Genomic DNA, 12,620 nt, shown 5'->3' with positions numbered 1-12,620 from the left:
GGTGGAAAGTCTATGCGCTGGGCCCCGTGTTGCGCAATGGTGCCCATCGCATCAGGCCGGGGGTCAAAGCCCTCTCGTTGCCGAGAGGGCCGGCCCCGCCTGGTTTCTGCTTAGAAGGTGCCGCTGAAGTTGGCGAACAGCGTTGCGTCCTGGGCACGCTTCTGCCCGGCCGAAGCGCTCAGGCCGAAGTTGCTCTGCAGCCCGAACAGTTCGGTGCGGGCGCCCAGCACGACGGTCGCGTAGTCCTTGTCGAACTTCAGGCCCGGCACACGGTAGCTGCCCAGTTCCGGCAGGGTCTGCAGCCACGCGCTGCCCTGCTTGGTGTCTTCGAACTCATGGTCGTAGGTCAGCTGCGCGTACGGCTTGAGGGTGCCGCCATCGAAGCGGGCCTGCCAACCGATGCGACCAACGGTCGAATCAACGTTCTGGCGGTCGTAGCCCAGCGCGGTGGCCAGGGTGCCGGCCGCAGCGCTTTCGGTGTAACCATCGATCTTCACCTTCTGCCAGATCACCGAAGCGATCGGGCCGTGACGGAAGCCGCCTTCGGTGCCGAACTCGTAACCGGCGTTCAAGGCGGCGGTCAGGTTGCTGCCGTCCGGCGAACCACCGTGCTCGCGAGTGGCCGGGCCGAGCTGGACCTTGCGGTTCACGTCATACGACAGCCAGGTGTAGCTGACCTGGCCGTTCACCCAGATGCGATCGCCGTACCAGCCGGCGAACAGGCCGGCGGTGGTGTCCTTCTGGGTGAAATCGCCACGGCTGTTGCCGAAGTCGGCGTTGAGGCGGCCGAAGCCAGCGAAGCCGCCGACCACCATGCCGTCGCGCGCCCAGTCGATGCCGAACAGGCCGGCCGGCGCCAGGCCGTCGTACAGATCCGCGTGGTCGTAGCGCTGCAGGTCACCGCGGACGCCGCCCCACCAGGACAGGCCGTCGGCCGGACGACCGCCCAGGTGCATGCTGACCTGATCGGCACGCGAACGACCGATGGTCTGTGCCGAGTGGCTCAGCACCTGCTGCAGGCGCGGGGCTTCCAGCACCGAGACCGCGTACTGGCCCAGCAGCTGGTGGCCCGCCGTGGTCGGATGCACGCCATCGGCGAACAGATAGGTGTTGGCCGCATCCGGGCTGACGTAGCTGGTCGGATTGCAGGTCAGGATGCTCTGAGTCGAATTGGCCGGATCGATCTTGCAGGCGGTGCTGGTGACGTTGGTGAAGCCGTACATGGCCGGATTGGCGGCGACTTCGCCCAGCACGGTGAAGGTATCGAGCGGGATGAACTCGATGCCGGCCTGCTTCAGGCCACCATAAAGAGCCTTGTTGTAGCCGGCTGACAGCGCGGTGGCGGTGGCCGCGTTCGGGCCGCGGAAGGCCGGAGTCAGGCCGACGTTCGGCAGGTTCGGCACCAGCACGTACTGCGCACCGGCCTGCTTCAGCGCACCCACCAGAGCGATCTGGTCGGTGACGGCGGCGCCGATGATGGCCTGTGCCTGCGCCGGTGCAGCTGCGGCGGCGAACAGGTCATTGGCGCCGCCCCACACCGTGTACAGGACATTGCCGTCAGCCTTGCCGCCGTTGGCGGCCAGATAACGGGCCGCCTGCGACTTCAGCGAGGGGATAGTCCCCATTGCGCTCGGCACGTCCACGCCAACGCGGGCACCACCGACCGCGTAATTGTCACCGCTCTGGCCGTTGCCATTGGCGGCGCCATTGAGGCCATAGTAGTTGGCGACCTGCTGCGACCACACCCAGCCCGGGTTGGTGGTGAACTGGCCGGTCACCGGACGCACATCGGCCGGCAGCAGCGGGCGGAAATAGCCGGCATCGGTCAGGCTGTCGCCGAAGAACACGGCCTTGGAATACGGGGATTCGCCTGCCATGGCCGGAAGCGCGGCCAGCGCGATCGCGGCCGCCATCAGGGTGCGGATCGGGCGTTTGCTGAGCAGCATGAAAAAACTCCTGTGGGGATATCGTTGAGGACCCGGCGGACGTACGCCGGCGCACGGTGAATGGTTTCACTGCGCCGCGTTTTGCTCACGCTGCGCCGCCGCATGGATTGTCGCCCGATCGCCGGGAAACCTGCTGTGCCGGAGCTGGCGCCCCGTTCAATTTGCAAGTGTTCCGATCCCGGCGGGCTATCGGCGACAATGCACGGATGAACATCCAGCTCAATGGCGAACCCCGCGCCCTGCCCGCTTCGGCAACCCTCCACGACCTGCTCGAGGCCGAACAGTTGCTGCAGCGCCGGGTGGCGGTCGAGGTCAACGGCGAGATCGTCAGCCGCAGCCGCCACGGCGAGCACGTCCTGGCCGAAGGCGACGTGGTGGAGATCGTGCACGCGTTGGGCGGGGGCTGAGACCTCCGGGTGGTGCCGGCCGCTGGCCGGCAATCCGACGCTGTCAGGCACCCTGCATGTGCCGGCCAGCGGCCGGCACTACCCTCGCCCTCCTGCGGACAGCACCGCCTTGCGTGATCCCATCTTCAGGCGGATAGGCGATAATCGCGCCATGAACGTTCATGTCTCCCCCGATTCGCTGGTGATCGCCGGCAAGACCTATGGCTCGCGGCTGCTGACCGGCACCGGCAAGTTCAAGGATCTGGAAGAAACCCGCCTGGCCACCGAGGCCGCGGGCGCCCAGATCGTCACCGTGGCGATCCGCCGCACCAACATCGGGCAGAACCCGGGCGAGCCGAACCTGCTCGACGTGCTGCCGCCGGAGCGCTACACCATCCTGCCCAACACCGCCGGCTGCTACACCGCCGAAGATGCCGTGCGCACCTGTCGCCTGGCCCGTGAGCTGCTGGACGGCCACAACCTGACCAAGCTGGAAGTGCTGGGCGACCAGAAGTCGCTGTACCCGGACGTGGTGCAGACCCTCAAGGCCGCCGAACAGCTGGTCAAGGACGGTTTCGAGGTGATGGTCTACACCTCCGATGACCCGATCCTGGCCAAGCGCCTGGAAGAGATCGGCTGCGCCGCGGTGATGCCGCTGGCCGCGCCGATCGGTTCGGGCCTGGGCATCCAGAACAAGTACAACCTGCTGCAGATCATCGAAGACGCCAAGGTGCCGATCATCGTCGACGCCGGCGTGGGCACCGCCTCCGACGCGGCGATTGCGATGGAGCTGGGCTGCGACGGCGTGCTGATGAACACCGCCATTGCCGGTGCACGCCACCCGGTGCTGATGGCCAGCGCCATGCGCAAGGCAGTCGAGGCCGGCCGCGAAGCCTTCCTGGCCGGGCGCATTCCGCGCAAGCGCTATGCCAGCGCGTCCTCGCCGGTGGATGGGTTGATCGGCTGATGACCAATCCTTTCGACAGCGCCGGTTCCAAGGCCCCGCCCAAGCCCTTCACCGTCAGCGAGGGCCGCCGCGAGGTGCGCAGCTTCGTGTTGCGTCAGGGCCGTTTCACTCCCGCCCAGCAGCGCGCGTTCGACGAACGCTGGCCGCGCTTCGGCATCGACTACAACGGCCAGCCGCGTGACCTGGACGCCACCTTCGGCCGCCCGGCGCGCAAGGTGCTGGAAATCGGCTTCGGCAACGGTGCCGCGCTGCGCTTCGCCGCCCAGCACGACCCGTCGCGCGATTACATCGGCATCGAGGTGCACGCCCCGGGCGTGGGCCGCCTGCTGAACGCGCTGGCCGAGGACAACGCCGACCACGTGCGCCTGTACCACCACGATGCCGTGGAGGTGCTGCAGAACGAGATCGCCGACGGCGCGCTGGATGAAGTGCGCATCTACTTCCCGGACCCGTGGCACAAGAAGCGCCACAACAAGCGCCGCCTGCTGCAGCCGGCGTTCGCCGACCTGCTGGTGCGCAAGCTGCGCCCGGGTGGCCGCCTGCACTGCGCGACCGACTGGGAAGACTACGCTGAGCAGATGTGGGACGTGCTCGATGCCACTGCCGGCCTGGTCAACCGTGCCGGCCCGCGTGGCAGCGTGCCGCGCCCGGACTGGCGCCCGCAGACCCACTTCGAGACCCGCGGCCAGAAGCTCGGCCACGGCGTCTGGGACCTGTTGTACGACCGCACCTGATCAACGCCTGAGGACGCCGCGCCCCACATGGATACCGCGCTGACGCTGACCAACGACATGAAGCTCGTGCTCGGGCTGGTCGGCTTCACGATGGCGATGTTCCTGTTCGAGCGCATCCGCGCCGATGTGGTCGCGCTGGTGGTACTGGTGGTGCTCGGTGTCACCGGCCTGATCGCGCCGGAGGAGATCTTCGGCGGCTTCTCCGGTAACGCGGTGATGAGCATCATCGCCACCACCATCCTCGGTGCGGGCCTGGACCGCACCGGGGCACTGAACCGGCTGGCCGCGTGGCTGCTGCGGCGCGGCCATGGCGTCGAGCAGCGGCTGCTGATGATGACCACGGCCATTGCCGGCCTGAACTCCTCTTTCATGCAGAACCCGTCGGTGATGGCGCTGTACCTGCCGGTCGCCTCGCGACTGGCAGCGCGCACGGGCCTGACCCTGCAGCGCCTGCTGCTGCCGATCTCGGCGGCGATCGTGATGGGCGGCGCGCTGACCATGGTCGGCAACTCGCCGCTGATCCTGCTGAACGACCTGCTGGCCTCGGCCAACAACAACCTGCCCTCGGGCCTGGCCACCATCGAGCCGCTGCGCATGTTCGCGCCGCTGCCCATCGGCGTGGCCCTGCTGATCGCCTCGCTGCTGTACTTCCGCTACTACGGCGACCGCAAGCTGGTTGAAGAAGAAAGCCTGGTCAACGACGGTGTCACGCCGGCACGCACCGAGAGCTACTTCGCCAAGACCTACGGCATCGAAGGCGATGTGTTCGAGCTGGTGGTCAGTGCCGAAAGCCCGCTGGTCGGCATGACCCTGGGCGAGGCCGAGAACCTGCACGATGCCCCGCTGCTGCTGGCCCTGAAAACCGGCAACGACACCCGCCTGGCGCCGCCGGCGGAAATGCGCATCTGGGTCGGCAGCGTGCTCGGTGCGATGGGCCCGCGCGAGCAGATCAACGACTTCGCGCAGAACCAGTTCCTGCGCATGTCTTCGCGCCTGAAGCACCTGGGCGACCTGTTCAACCCGAGCCGTGCCGGTATTTCCGAGGCGGTGGTGCCGCCGACCTCGAACGTGATCGGCAAGAGCGCCGCGGACCTGCGTCTGCGCAAGGAGCGTGGTATCAGCCTGCTGGCGATCAACCGCGACAAGCAGGTGATCCGCGAGGACGTGCGCGATGTGCAGCTGCGCGCCGGCGACATGCTGGTCTTCCACAGCATCTGGACCGACCTGGCGCAGGCCGCGCGCAGCCGCGACTTCGTGGTGGTCACCGACTATCCCACCGGTGAGCAGCGCCCGCACAAGTTCAAGATCGCCATGACGATCTTCGCGCTGACCATCCTGATCGCGCTGACCAGCAAGCTGCCGGTGGCGCTGACGCTGATGACCGGCGTGGCCGGCATGCTGCTGACCGGCGTGCTGCGCATGGACGAGGCGTATGCCTCGATCAACTGGAAAACGGTGTTCATGATGGCCGGGCTGATTCCGCTCGGTTGGGCGATGGATTCCAGCGGCGCGGCGGCGTGGGTAGCCGGGCATACGATCGACAAGCTGCCTACCGGCATCCCGGTGTGGGTGCTGGAGGTGGCGCTGGCGCTGTTGACCACGGCGTTTTCGCTGGTGATCAGCCATGTGGGCGCGACCATCGTGATGGTGCCCATTGCGGTGAACCTGGCGCTGGCGGCGGGTGGCAACCCGACCGCGTTCGCGCTGATCGTGGCGCTGTCGGCGTCCAACAACCTGATGACGGCCTCCAACCCGGTGATCTCGATGATCACCGGCCCGGCCAACTACACCCCGCGCGAGATGTGGCGGGTCGGCGGCCCGCTGTCCCTGATCTACACCTGCGTGGTGGTGCTGATGATCAACCTGATGTTCTGAGGGTTGGGTTTGTTGGCAGGGCTGCGCCCTGCACCCCGGTAGTGCCGGCCGCTGGCCGGCAACATCAACGGCAAAAGCGTGCATTCCGTGGGATGGCGGTGCACTGTGGGTTTGCGGGGACGCCGTAAACCCATCCATGGGGGCTTGGTCGCGGCATCCATGCCGCTCACACCCCGCAAACCCACAGTGCCCCGCCTTCGACGGTTTCACGAGGCTGGTGGTGGGTGCCGACCGTTGGTCGGCACGGATCTCGCTCTGGTAGCTGTCGACCTTGGTCGACACCGTAGATCCACGCCATGCGTGGATGAATCTCTGGATACCCATTGATGTGGATACCCATTGATCCTGTGGGTGCGAACCTTGGTCCGCACACCGGTTACATCAGGCCAGGTAAACCTGCCCGTCGCGCACGTCCACCGGTACGGCGCGCAGTCTGTCGCCCTTGCACGGGCCGGCAATGCAGTCGCCGCTGTCCAACGTGAACGAGGCGCCATGCGCGGCGCACACCAGGTGGCCCTCGCGGCTCTTCAGGAACTGGCCCGGGGCCCAGTCCAGGCGGCGGCCGGCGTGCGGGCAGATGTTCAGGAACGCACGCACCTGCGCGCCGTCGCGGTACAGCACCAGCGATTCGGCATCGCCATCAACCACCGCTTCGACCTCGGCAAACGCGCCATCGGCAATGGCATCAAGGGCGATCAGGGCGGCAGGGGCAGTCATGGCGAAGGCTCGGACAGTAAACCCGCATTGTCGCACGCCCACTCAGGTGACTGGCTGCGACATGAACACAAGTCATTGATCCGTAATAAGCACAGGCTATATTTAACGAGTTTTTCACTCAATGACAGTGGCGCGTCCCGATACTCTGGTTTCGCTGATCCCAGCCTATCGAGCCGCCATGTTCAATCGCGCATCCGCCTTCAACCAGTTCCGCACCCTGTTCGCGCCGCGCAAGCCGCGCCACCCGCTGGTGCGCGTTGCCGTGGGCCTGCTTGGCCTGGCGATCCTGGCCGCGATGGTGTTCATCGGCGTGTTCGTCGGTGCGGCGATGATCCTGGTGGGCCTGGCGTGGAAGCTGCTGGCCTCGCGCAAGCCGGGTGTTGCCCGTCCGGTCGACCCGACCGTGGTCGAAGGCGAGTACCGCGTGGTACGCAAGCCGGTGTTGCCGGCCTCGCGCTGATCCACCTCCTGCGCGCCCGCTGACGGCGGGCGCCATGCGTTCTAGACTGCGGGCACGCCCTTCCTGGATGCCCGCATGTCCGATGTCTCCGATGTGATCCCTGCCGTAGCCCTGCCGCGTGTACCGGTGGTGGGCGGTGGCAGTTTCCCCGTGCACCGCATCTACTGCGTCGGCCGCAACTTCGCCGACCACGCCCGCGAAATGGGCGCGGCGGTGCCGGCGGCCGATGACCGTGGCCGCCCGATGTTCTTCAGCAAGCCGGCCGATGCGATCGTGGTCGGCCATGACGACGCCATCCCCTACCCGCCGGCGACCGCCAACCTGCACCACGAAGTGGAGCTGGTGGTGGCGATCGGCCGTGATGCGCCCGCAGGCGAACTGGCCGTGGCCGATGCCGAAGCACTGGTCTACGGCTACGCCGTCGGCCTGGACCTGACCCGCCGCGACCTGCAGGCTGCGGCCAAGGACAAGGGCCACCCGTGGGATGCGGCCAAGGGCTTCGATGCCTCCGCGCCGATCAGCGAAATCGTCCACGCCGAAGAGGTCGGCGATCTGGCCGCGCTCAACCTGTCGCTGGAGGTCAACGGCGAGGTGCGCCAGCAGGCGCTGCTGGACCAGATGATCTGGAACGTGCCGGAGATCCTGCACGAGCTGTCCAAGCTGTGGCAGCTGCGTGCCGGCGACCTGGTGTTCATGGGCACCCCGTCAGGCGTGGCTGCACTGAAGCCCGGCGACCGCTTCAGCGCGCGCCTGGAAAATGTGGCCGAGCGCCACGGCGTGATCGCCGGCTGACATCAGCTGCGCTACCCTGCGCGCTGTCCACTTCCCCACCGGAGAAAAACAACAATGGGAATGCTCACCGAGTTCAAGGAATTCGCGATGCGCGGCAACGTCATCGACCTCGCCGTCGGCGTGGTGATCGGCGCGGCCTTCGGCAAGATCGTGACGGCGCTGGTCGAGAAGATCATCATGCCGCCGCTGGGCCTGCTGATCGGCAAGGTGGATTTCTCGCAGCTGGCGTGGACGCTGTCACCGGCCCGCATCGGGCCGGACGGCAAGGAGATTCCGGCCGTGGTGATCGGCTATGGTGACTTCATCAATACGCTGATCCAGTTCGTGATCGTGGCCTTCGCCATCTTCATCGTGGTCAAGGCGATCAACCGCCTGTCGCGCAAGCAGGAGGCTGCACCGGCCGCACCGGCCGAGGAAGTGGTGCTGCTGCGCGAGATCCGCGACAGCCTGAAGAAATAAGGCGGCAGAACGGTAGTGCCGGCCGCTGGCCGGCAAGGCCAGCACATACGGAAGCCGGCCAGCGGCCGGCACTACCGCGACTGCGCGAAAGCCCCGCTCCGGCAGGGCTTTCGCTTTGCCGGACATGGCGGAAAACAGCGTTCGCGCCAGCCATGACCTCCCGCCCATGCGCCGGGCTGAACGACTGTTAAGCTCCAAGGCTTGGTCCCTTCCCGGAGTTGTCCATGCGTCGCCGCGTCCTTGCCATCGCATCCTCCCTCGCCCTGCTGGCCGCCCCGGCCTTCGCGGCGCCGCATACCACCACCCTGCCCCCGGCGTCGCTGGCGACCGCCGCACAGCTGCGTGACCAGGCGCTGGCCGATGACACCGGCTGGAAGGTGGTCGAATCGCTCACCACCGAAATCGGCCCGCGCATCGCCGGCAGCGAGGCCGACGCCCGCGCCGTGGCCTGGGCCGAAGCCAAGTTCAAGGCACTGGGCTTCGACAAGGTGTGGAAGGAACCGGTGACCTTCCCGAAATGGGAGCGGCGCAGTGAACACGCTGCCGTGACCGGCAGGAACCCGCAGCCGCTGCAGATCACTGCGCTGGGCGGCAGCCCGGGCGGCACGGTGGAAGCGGAGGTGGTGCGCTTCGCCGATCTGGCCGCCCTGCAGGCGGCACCGGCCGGTTCGCTGAAGGGCAAGATCGCCTTCGTCGATTACCAGATGCTGCCGTTCCGCGATGGCCGCGACTACGGCCGCGGCGGTGCAATCCGCAGCAAGGGACCGTCAGAAGCGATCCGCAAGGGCGCGGTGGGCTTCCTGATGCGCTCGGCCGGTACCGACTCCCACCGCGTGCCGCACACCGGCATCACCCGTTTCGATGATGGCCTGACCCCGGTGCCGTCGGCGGCACTGTCGGTGCCCGATGCCGACCAGCTGGCGCGCCTGCTGGCCCGTGGCAGCACCACGGTGAAGGTGGCGCTGGACTGTGGCTGGGATGGTACGGCGACCTCGTACAACGTGATCGGCGAGATCACCGGCCGCAGCCTGCCGAAGGAAGTGGTGGTGATCGGCGGCCATCTGGATTCGTGGGACCTGGGCACCGGCGCGGTCGATGACGGCGCGGGCGTGGGCATCACCATGGCCGCCGGCCACCTGATCGGCCAGCTCAAGCAGGCACCGAAGCGCACCATCCGCGTGATCGCCTTCGCCAACGAGGAACAGGGCCTCTACGGCGGCAAGGCCTATGCCGAGGCACACGCCAAGGACGTGGCCCTGCACCAGCTGGCCGCCGAGAGCGACTTCGGCGCAGGCCGCATCTACGCCTTCAATACCGGTTCACCGAATCCGGAAGGCTCGCGTGAAGCGACGAAGCAGATTGCCGAAGTGATGAAGCCGCTGGGCATCGAGTACCAGGCCGACAAGGGTGGCCCGGGCCCGGACGTCGGCCCGCTGGCCGCCAAGGGCGGTGCGTGGGCGTGGCTGGCGCAGGACGGCTCGGACTACTTCCACCTGCACCACACCGCCGACGACACGCTGGACAAGATCGACCCGAAGGCGCTGGCGCAGAACGTGGCCGCGTATACGGTGTTCGCGTACCTGGCGGCGGAAGCCGATGGCAGTTTCGGCAGCGAAGCCAAGGCGACCACGCCTCCGAACGAATGATGCGGTAGTGCCGGGCCATGCCCGGCGAGCGCAGCGGCAGGAGCGGTGCGAATCAAGGTTCGCACCCACCAAGGCGGGTCCTGAATCAGGAACCCGGCAGGGTCAGAGCCCTCGCCTTCGGCGAGGGATCCGACCCCGATCATGCGACCCCGGATACGGGATCACCCGCGGCGACTTGCCCACTGCGCCAGCAGCACGGCCGTGGCCGAGGCCACGTTCAGGCTCTCCACCGCGCCGCTGCCGGGAATCGAGACCCGCATGTCGCATTCGCTGGCCAGGCCGCGGTCCATGCCCTCGCCTTCAGCGCCCATCACGTACACAAGGCGCGACGGCAGCGACGCGCGGAACACGTCGTCACCGCCCTCGACCAGGGTTGCGGCCAGGCCGAAACCGGCACTGCGCAGCTGCGCCATCGCCTCTGCAGTCTCCGGCAGCTGCACCAGCGGCACCGACTCCGCCCCGCCTTCGGCCACGCGTGCGGCAGCACCGGACAGCGCCAGCGTGCTGCCGGCCGGCAGCAGCAGCGCCTTGACGCCGAAATGCGCGGCCGAGCGCAGGATCGCGCCGAAGTTGTGCGGGTTGCCGACACCATCCAGCCACAACGCCAGCACCGGGCCCTGCTCCAGATCGGCCAGCCACTGCGCCAGCGGCACGACCGGCGCACGCAGCACGTCGGCCACCAGGCCTTCGTGATGGGTCGTGGCAGCCAGCTTGTTGAGATCGCCTTCCTCGACGACGCGATAGCCCACGCGGTTGGCCACGCACCACTTCAGCACCGGCTGCATGCGGGGAATCAGCGCGTCCACCAGGTACAGCTTGCGCAGCGCCTGCGGGCGATTGGCGAACAGCGCCTGCACGGCGTTCCAGCCATACAGGCGCAGTTCGTCGTTGCCGCGCCCCGGCGGCGGCGGGGTGCCGCCCTCACGCGGTGGCAGCGGGGTGGCCCGCGGCGGTCGCGACGACGGGCGGCGGGCATTCTTCCAGGGATCATTCACTACGGGACAACTCCAGCTTGCGTTGACGCCAGAAATCGGCGTTCTTGATGCCCAGGGCATCGGGGTCGAAGATTGGATCGAGGCCGAGCTTCTTCTGTCGTTCGTAATCACGCAGGGCGAGCATGGCCGGCTTCTGGATGATGAGGATGGCAATGATGTTCAGCCAGGCCATCAGGCCGACGCCGATGTCACCCAGCGCCCAGGCCAGGGTCGCATTATGGAACGCGCCGAACACCACCATGCCGATGATGCCCAGGCGCAGCACCAGCACGGTCAGCGGGCGCTTCCTGTTGTGGTTCACATAGCTGAGGTTGGTCTCGGCCATGTAGTAGTACGCCATGATGGTGGTGAAGGCGAAGAAGAAGATGGCGATGGACACGAACGCCGAACCCCAGCCCGGCAGCACGGCTTCCACACCGGCCTGGGCATAGCCCGCGCCTTCCGGAATGCCGGCCAGGCCCTGGAAGATCGGCGCGGCGCCGGCCCCTGCGGGCGAGTAGACGTTGTAGGTGCCGCTGGCCAGGATCAGGAAGGCGGTGGCGGTGCACACCATCATGGTGTCGAAGTAGATGGCGAAAGCCTGCACGTAGCCCTGCTTGGCCGGGTGCGAGACTTCCGAGGCGGCCGCTGCATGCGGGCCCGAACCCTGGCCGGCTTCGTTGGCGTAGATGCCGCGCTTGATGCCCCACTCCACTGCCAGGCCCATCATCGCGCCGAACGCGGCGTGGGTGCCGAAGGCGCTGCTGAAGATGATGTTGAACATCTCCGGCACGCGGTCGTAGTTGATGATCATGATGACGATGGCCATCAGGATGAAGCCGGCGGCCATGAACGGCACCACCACTTCGGCGAAGTTGGCGATGCGCTTGACGCCACCGAAGATCACCACGCCCAGCAGCAGCGCGACCACGATGCCGATGCCCAGCTTCAGCGCCTGCACCGACTCCATGCCGAAGGCCTGGCCATCGAGCGGACCGCACAGGGCAGTACCGCGGCAGGCGTTGATGATGCTGTCGGCGATCGCGTTGGCCTGCACGCCCGGCATCAGGAAGCCGGCGGCGATGATCGTGGCGATGGCGAAGGCCAGCGCGTACCACTTCAGGCCCATGGCCTTTTCGATGTAGTAGGCCGGGCCACCGCGGTAGCGGCCTTCAGCGTCCTTGGTCTTGTAGATCTGCGCCAGGGTGCATTCCACGTACGAGGTGGACGCGCCGAGGAAGCCCATCACCCACATCCAGAAGATCGCACCGGGGCCGCCGAAGGCGATGGCGGTGGCCACGCCGGCGATGTTGCCGATGCCCATGCGGCCGGCCATCGACATGGCCAGGGCCTGGAACGAGGACACGCCGGCGTCGGATTTCTCACCCTTGACGGTGAGGCGGCACATCTCGAGGAAGCCGCGGATCTGCATGAAGCGCGTGCGCAGGCTGAAGAACAGGCCGGCGCCCAGGCACACGGAGATCAGTGCCTTGCTCCAGATGATGCTGTTGATGAAATGTACGGTTGCTTCCACGCGCGCTCTCTCCAGTCGGCGGGTTGTAAGGACGTCCCGTCGGCTGGAAGGGACCGGTCGATTCTCCCTGATCGAAGGCCGCTGCGGTAGCGCCAAGAGGATGGGGTCGGATCCCTTGCGCGCCGCGCAA

At 67.2% G+C, this 12,620-nt stretch carries 12 protein-coding genes; 8 read left to right on the top strand and 4 right to left on the bottom strand.

All coding sequences use genetic code 11. The features are described from left to right. Nucleotides 1-110: 110 nt before the first annotated feature. On the bottom strand, nt 111-1,946 hold the full coding sequence (locus AC5P9L_RS19990) for an autotransporter domain-containing esterase (RefSeq protein ID WP_049431796.1): 1,836 nt from the start codon (nt 1,944-1,946) through the stop codon (nt 111-113). Between the two features lie 206 nt (nt 1,947-2,152). On the opposite strand from AC5P9L_RS19990, the gene thiS reads away from it, so the two are divergent. The 4 genes from thiS (at nt 2,153) to AC5P9L_RS19970 (ending at nt 5,908) form a co-directional block, all read left to right on the top strand. Further along, a complete protein-coding gene (gene thiS, locus AC5P9L_RS19985) occupies nt 2,153-2,353 on the top strand; it encodes a sulfur carrier protein ThiS (RefSeq protein WP_005410812.1) in 201 nt (66 codons plus the stop codon). 151 nt (nt 2,354-2,504) lie between these two features. Next, a complete protein-coding gene (locus AC5P9L_RS19980) occupies nt 2,505-3,299 on the top strand; it encodes a thiazole synthase (protein ID WP_005410813.1) in 795 nt (264 codons plus the stop codon). After that, complete coding sequence (gene trmB / locus AC5P9L_RS19975; protein ID WP_099485282.1) at nt 3,299-4,033, top strand: tRNA (guanosine(46)-N7)-methyltransferase TrmB; 735 nt, start codon at nt 3,299-3,301, stop codon at nt 4,031-4,033. The genes AC5P9L_RS19980 and trmB overlap by 1 nt, the downstream gene beginning before the upstream one ends. A 27-nt stretch (nt 4,034-4,060) precedes the next feature. After that, the gene (locus tag AC5P9L_RS19970) at nt 4,061-5,908 is read left to right on the top strand and encodes an SLC13 family permease (RefSeq protein ID WP_111189388.1); all 1,848 of its coding nucleotides are present in this window, start codon (nt 4,061-4,063) and stop codon (nt 5,906-5,908) included. Nucleotides 5,909-6,289: 381 nt separating this feature from the next. Here AC5P9L_RS19970 and AC5P9L_RS19965 read toward each other — a convergent pair whose 3' ends face one another. After that, complete coding sequence (locus AC5P9L_RS19965) at nt 6,290-6,625, bottom strand: Rieske (2Fe-2S) protein (RefSeq protein ID WP_111189389.1); 336 nt, start codon at nt 6,623-6,625, stop codon at nt 6,290-6,292. 178 nt (nt 6,626-6,803) lie between these two features. Between AC5P9L_RS19965 and AC5P9L_RS19960 the strand changes: the two genes are divergently transcribed. The 4 genes from AC5P9L_RS19960 to AC5P9L_RS19945 all read left to right on the top strand — a co-directional run bounded on the left by AC5P9L_RS19960 (nt 6,804) and on the right by AC5P9L_RS19945 (nt 9,982). Beyond that, entirely contained in the window at nt 6,804-7,085 is a 282-nt protein-coding gene (locus tag AC5P9L_RS19960; RefSeq protein WP_005410817.1) for a hypothetical protein, read from the top strand. 75 nt (nt 7,086-7,160) lie between these two features. After that, on the top strand, nt 7,161-7,877 hold the full coding sequence (locus tag AC5P9L_RS19955; RefSeq protein WP_012481114.1) for a fumarylacetoacetate hydrolase family protein: 717 nt from the start codon (nt 7,161-7,163) through the stop codon (nt 7,875-7,877). 54 nt (nt 7,878-7,931) lie between these two features. Further along, on the top strand, nt 7,932-8,336 hold the full coding sequence (mscL, locus tag AC5P9L_RS19950) for a large-conductance mechanosensitive channel protein MscL (protein WP_005410819.1): 405 nt from the start codon (nt 7,932-7,934) through the stop codon (nt 8,334-8,336). Nucleotides 8,337-8,560: 224 nt separating this feature from the next. Beyond that, on the top strand, nt 8,561-9,982 hold the full coding sequence (locus AC5P9L_RS19945) for a M28 family peptidase (RefSeq protein ID WP_012481115.1): 1,422 nt from the start codon (nt 8,561-8,563) through the stop codon (nt 9,980-9,982). A 161-nt stretch (nt 9,983-10,143) separates the two neighbouring features. Here the strand turns inward: AC5P9L_RS19945 and AC5P9L_RS19940 are convergent, their stop codons facing one another. Together AC5P9L_RS19940 and AC5P9L_RS19935 are read right to left on the bottom strand one after the other, a co-directional pair. Beyond that, on the bottom strand, nt 10,144-10,977 hold the full coding sequence (locus AC5P9L_RS19940) for a TrmH family RNA methyltransferase (RefSeq protein WP_099524700.1): 834 nt from the start codon (nt 10,975-10,977) through the stop codon (nt 10,144-10,146). Then, the gene (locus AC5P9L_RS19935) at nt 10,970-12,490 is read right to left on the bottom strand and encodes an alanine/glycine:cation symporter family protein (protein WP_227843524.1); all 1,521 of its coding nucleotides are present in this window, start codon (nt 12,488-12,490) and stop codon (nt 10,970-10,972) included. Before AC5P9L_RS19935 ends, AC5P9L_RS19940 begins: the two co-directional genes overlap by 8 nt. Between the last annotated feature and the right edge of the window lie 130 nt (nt 12,491-12,620).

It is taken from the genome of Stenotrophomonas sp. YJH_SMC_64, assembly GCF_059371375.1.
The sequence above is the reverse complement of the archived record's forward strand: the minus strand, read 5'-3'. Positions and strand labels throughout refer to the sequence as shown.

Coding starts and splice junctions, on each gene's coding strand:
- AC5P9L_RS19945 (WP_012481115.1), top strand. CDS start 8,561: ATGCGTCGCCGCGTCCTTGCCATCGCATCCTCCCTCGCCCTGCTGGCC.
- AC5P9L_RS19965 (WP_111189389.1), bottom strand. CDS start 6,625: ATGACTGCCCCTGCCGCCCTGATCGCCCTTGATGCCATTGCCGATGGC.
- AC5P9L_RS19990 (WP_049431796.1), bottom strand. CDS start 1,946: ATGCTGCTCAGCAAACGCCCGATCCGCACCCTGATGGCGGCCGCGATC.
- AC5P9L_RS19980 (WP_005410813.1), top strand. CDS start 2,505: ATGAACGTTCATGTCTCCCCCGATTCGCTGGTGATCGCCGGCAAGACC.
- thiS (WP_005410812.1), top strand. CDS start 2,153: ATGAACATCCAGCTCAATGGCGAACCCCGCGCCCTGCCCGCTTCGGCA.
- AC5P9L_RS19970 (WP_111189388.1), top strand. CDS start 4,061: ATGGATACCGCGCTGACGCTGACCAACGACATGAAGCTCGTGCTCGGG.
- AC5P9L_RS19960 (WP_005410817.1), top strand. CDS start 6,804: ATGTTCAATCGCGCATCCGCCTTCAACCAGTTCCGCACCCTGTTCGCG.
- mscL (WP_005410819.1), top strand. CDS start 7,932: ATGGGAATGCTCACCGAGTTCAAGGAATTCGCGATGCGCGGCAACGTC.
- AC5P9L_RS19955 (WP_012481114.1), top strand. CDS start 7,161: ATGTCCGATGTCTCCGATGTGATCCCTGCCGTAGCCCTGCCGCGTGTA.
- trmB (WP_099485282.1), top strand. CDS start 3,299: ATGACCAATCCTTTCGACAGCGCCGGTTCCAAGGCCCCGCCCAAGCCC.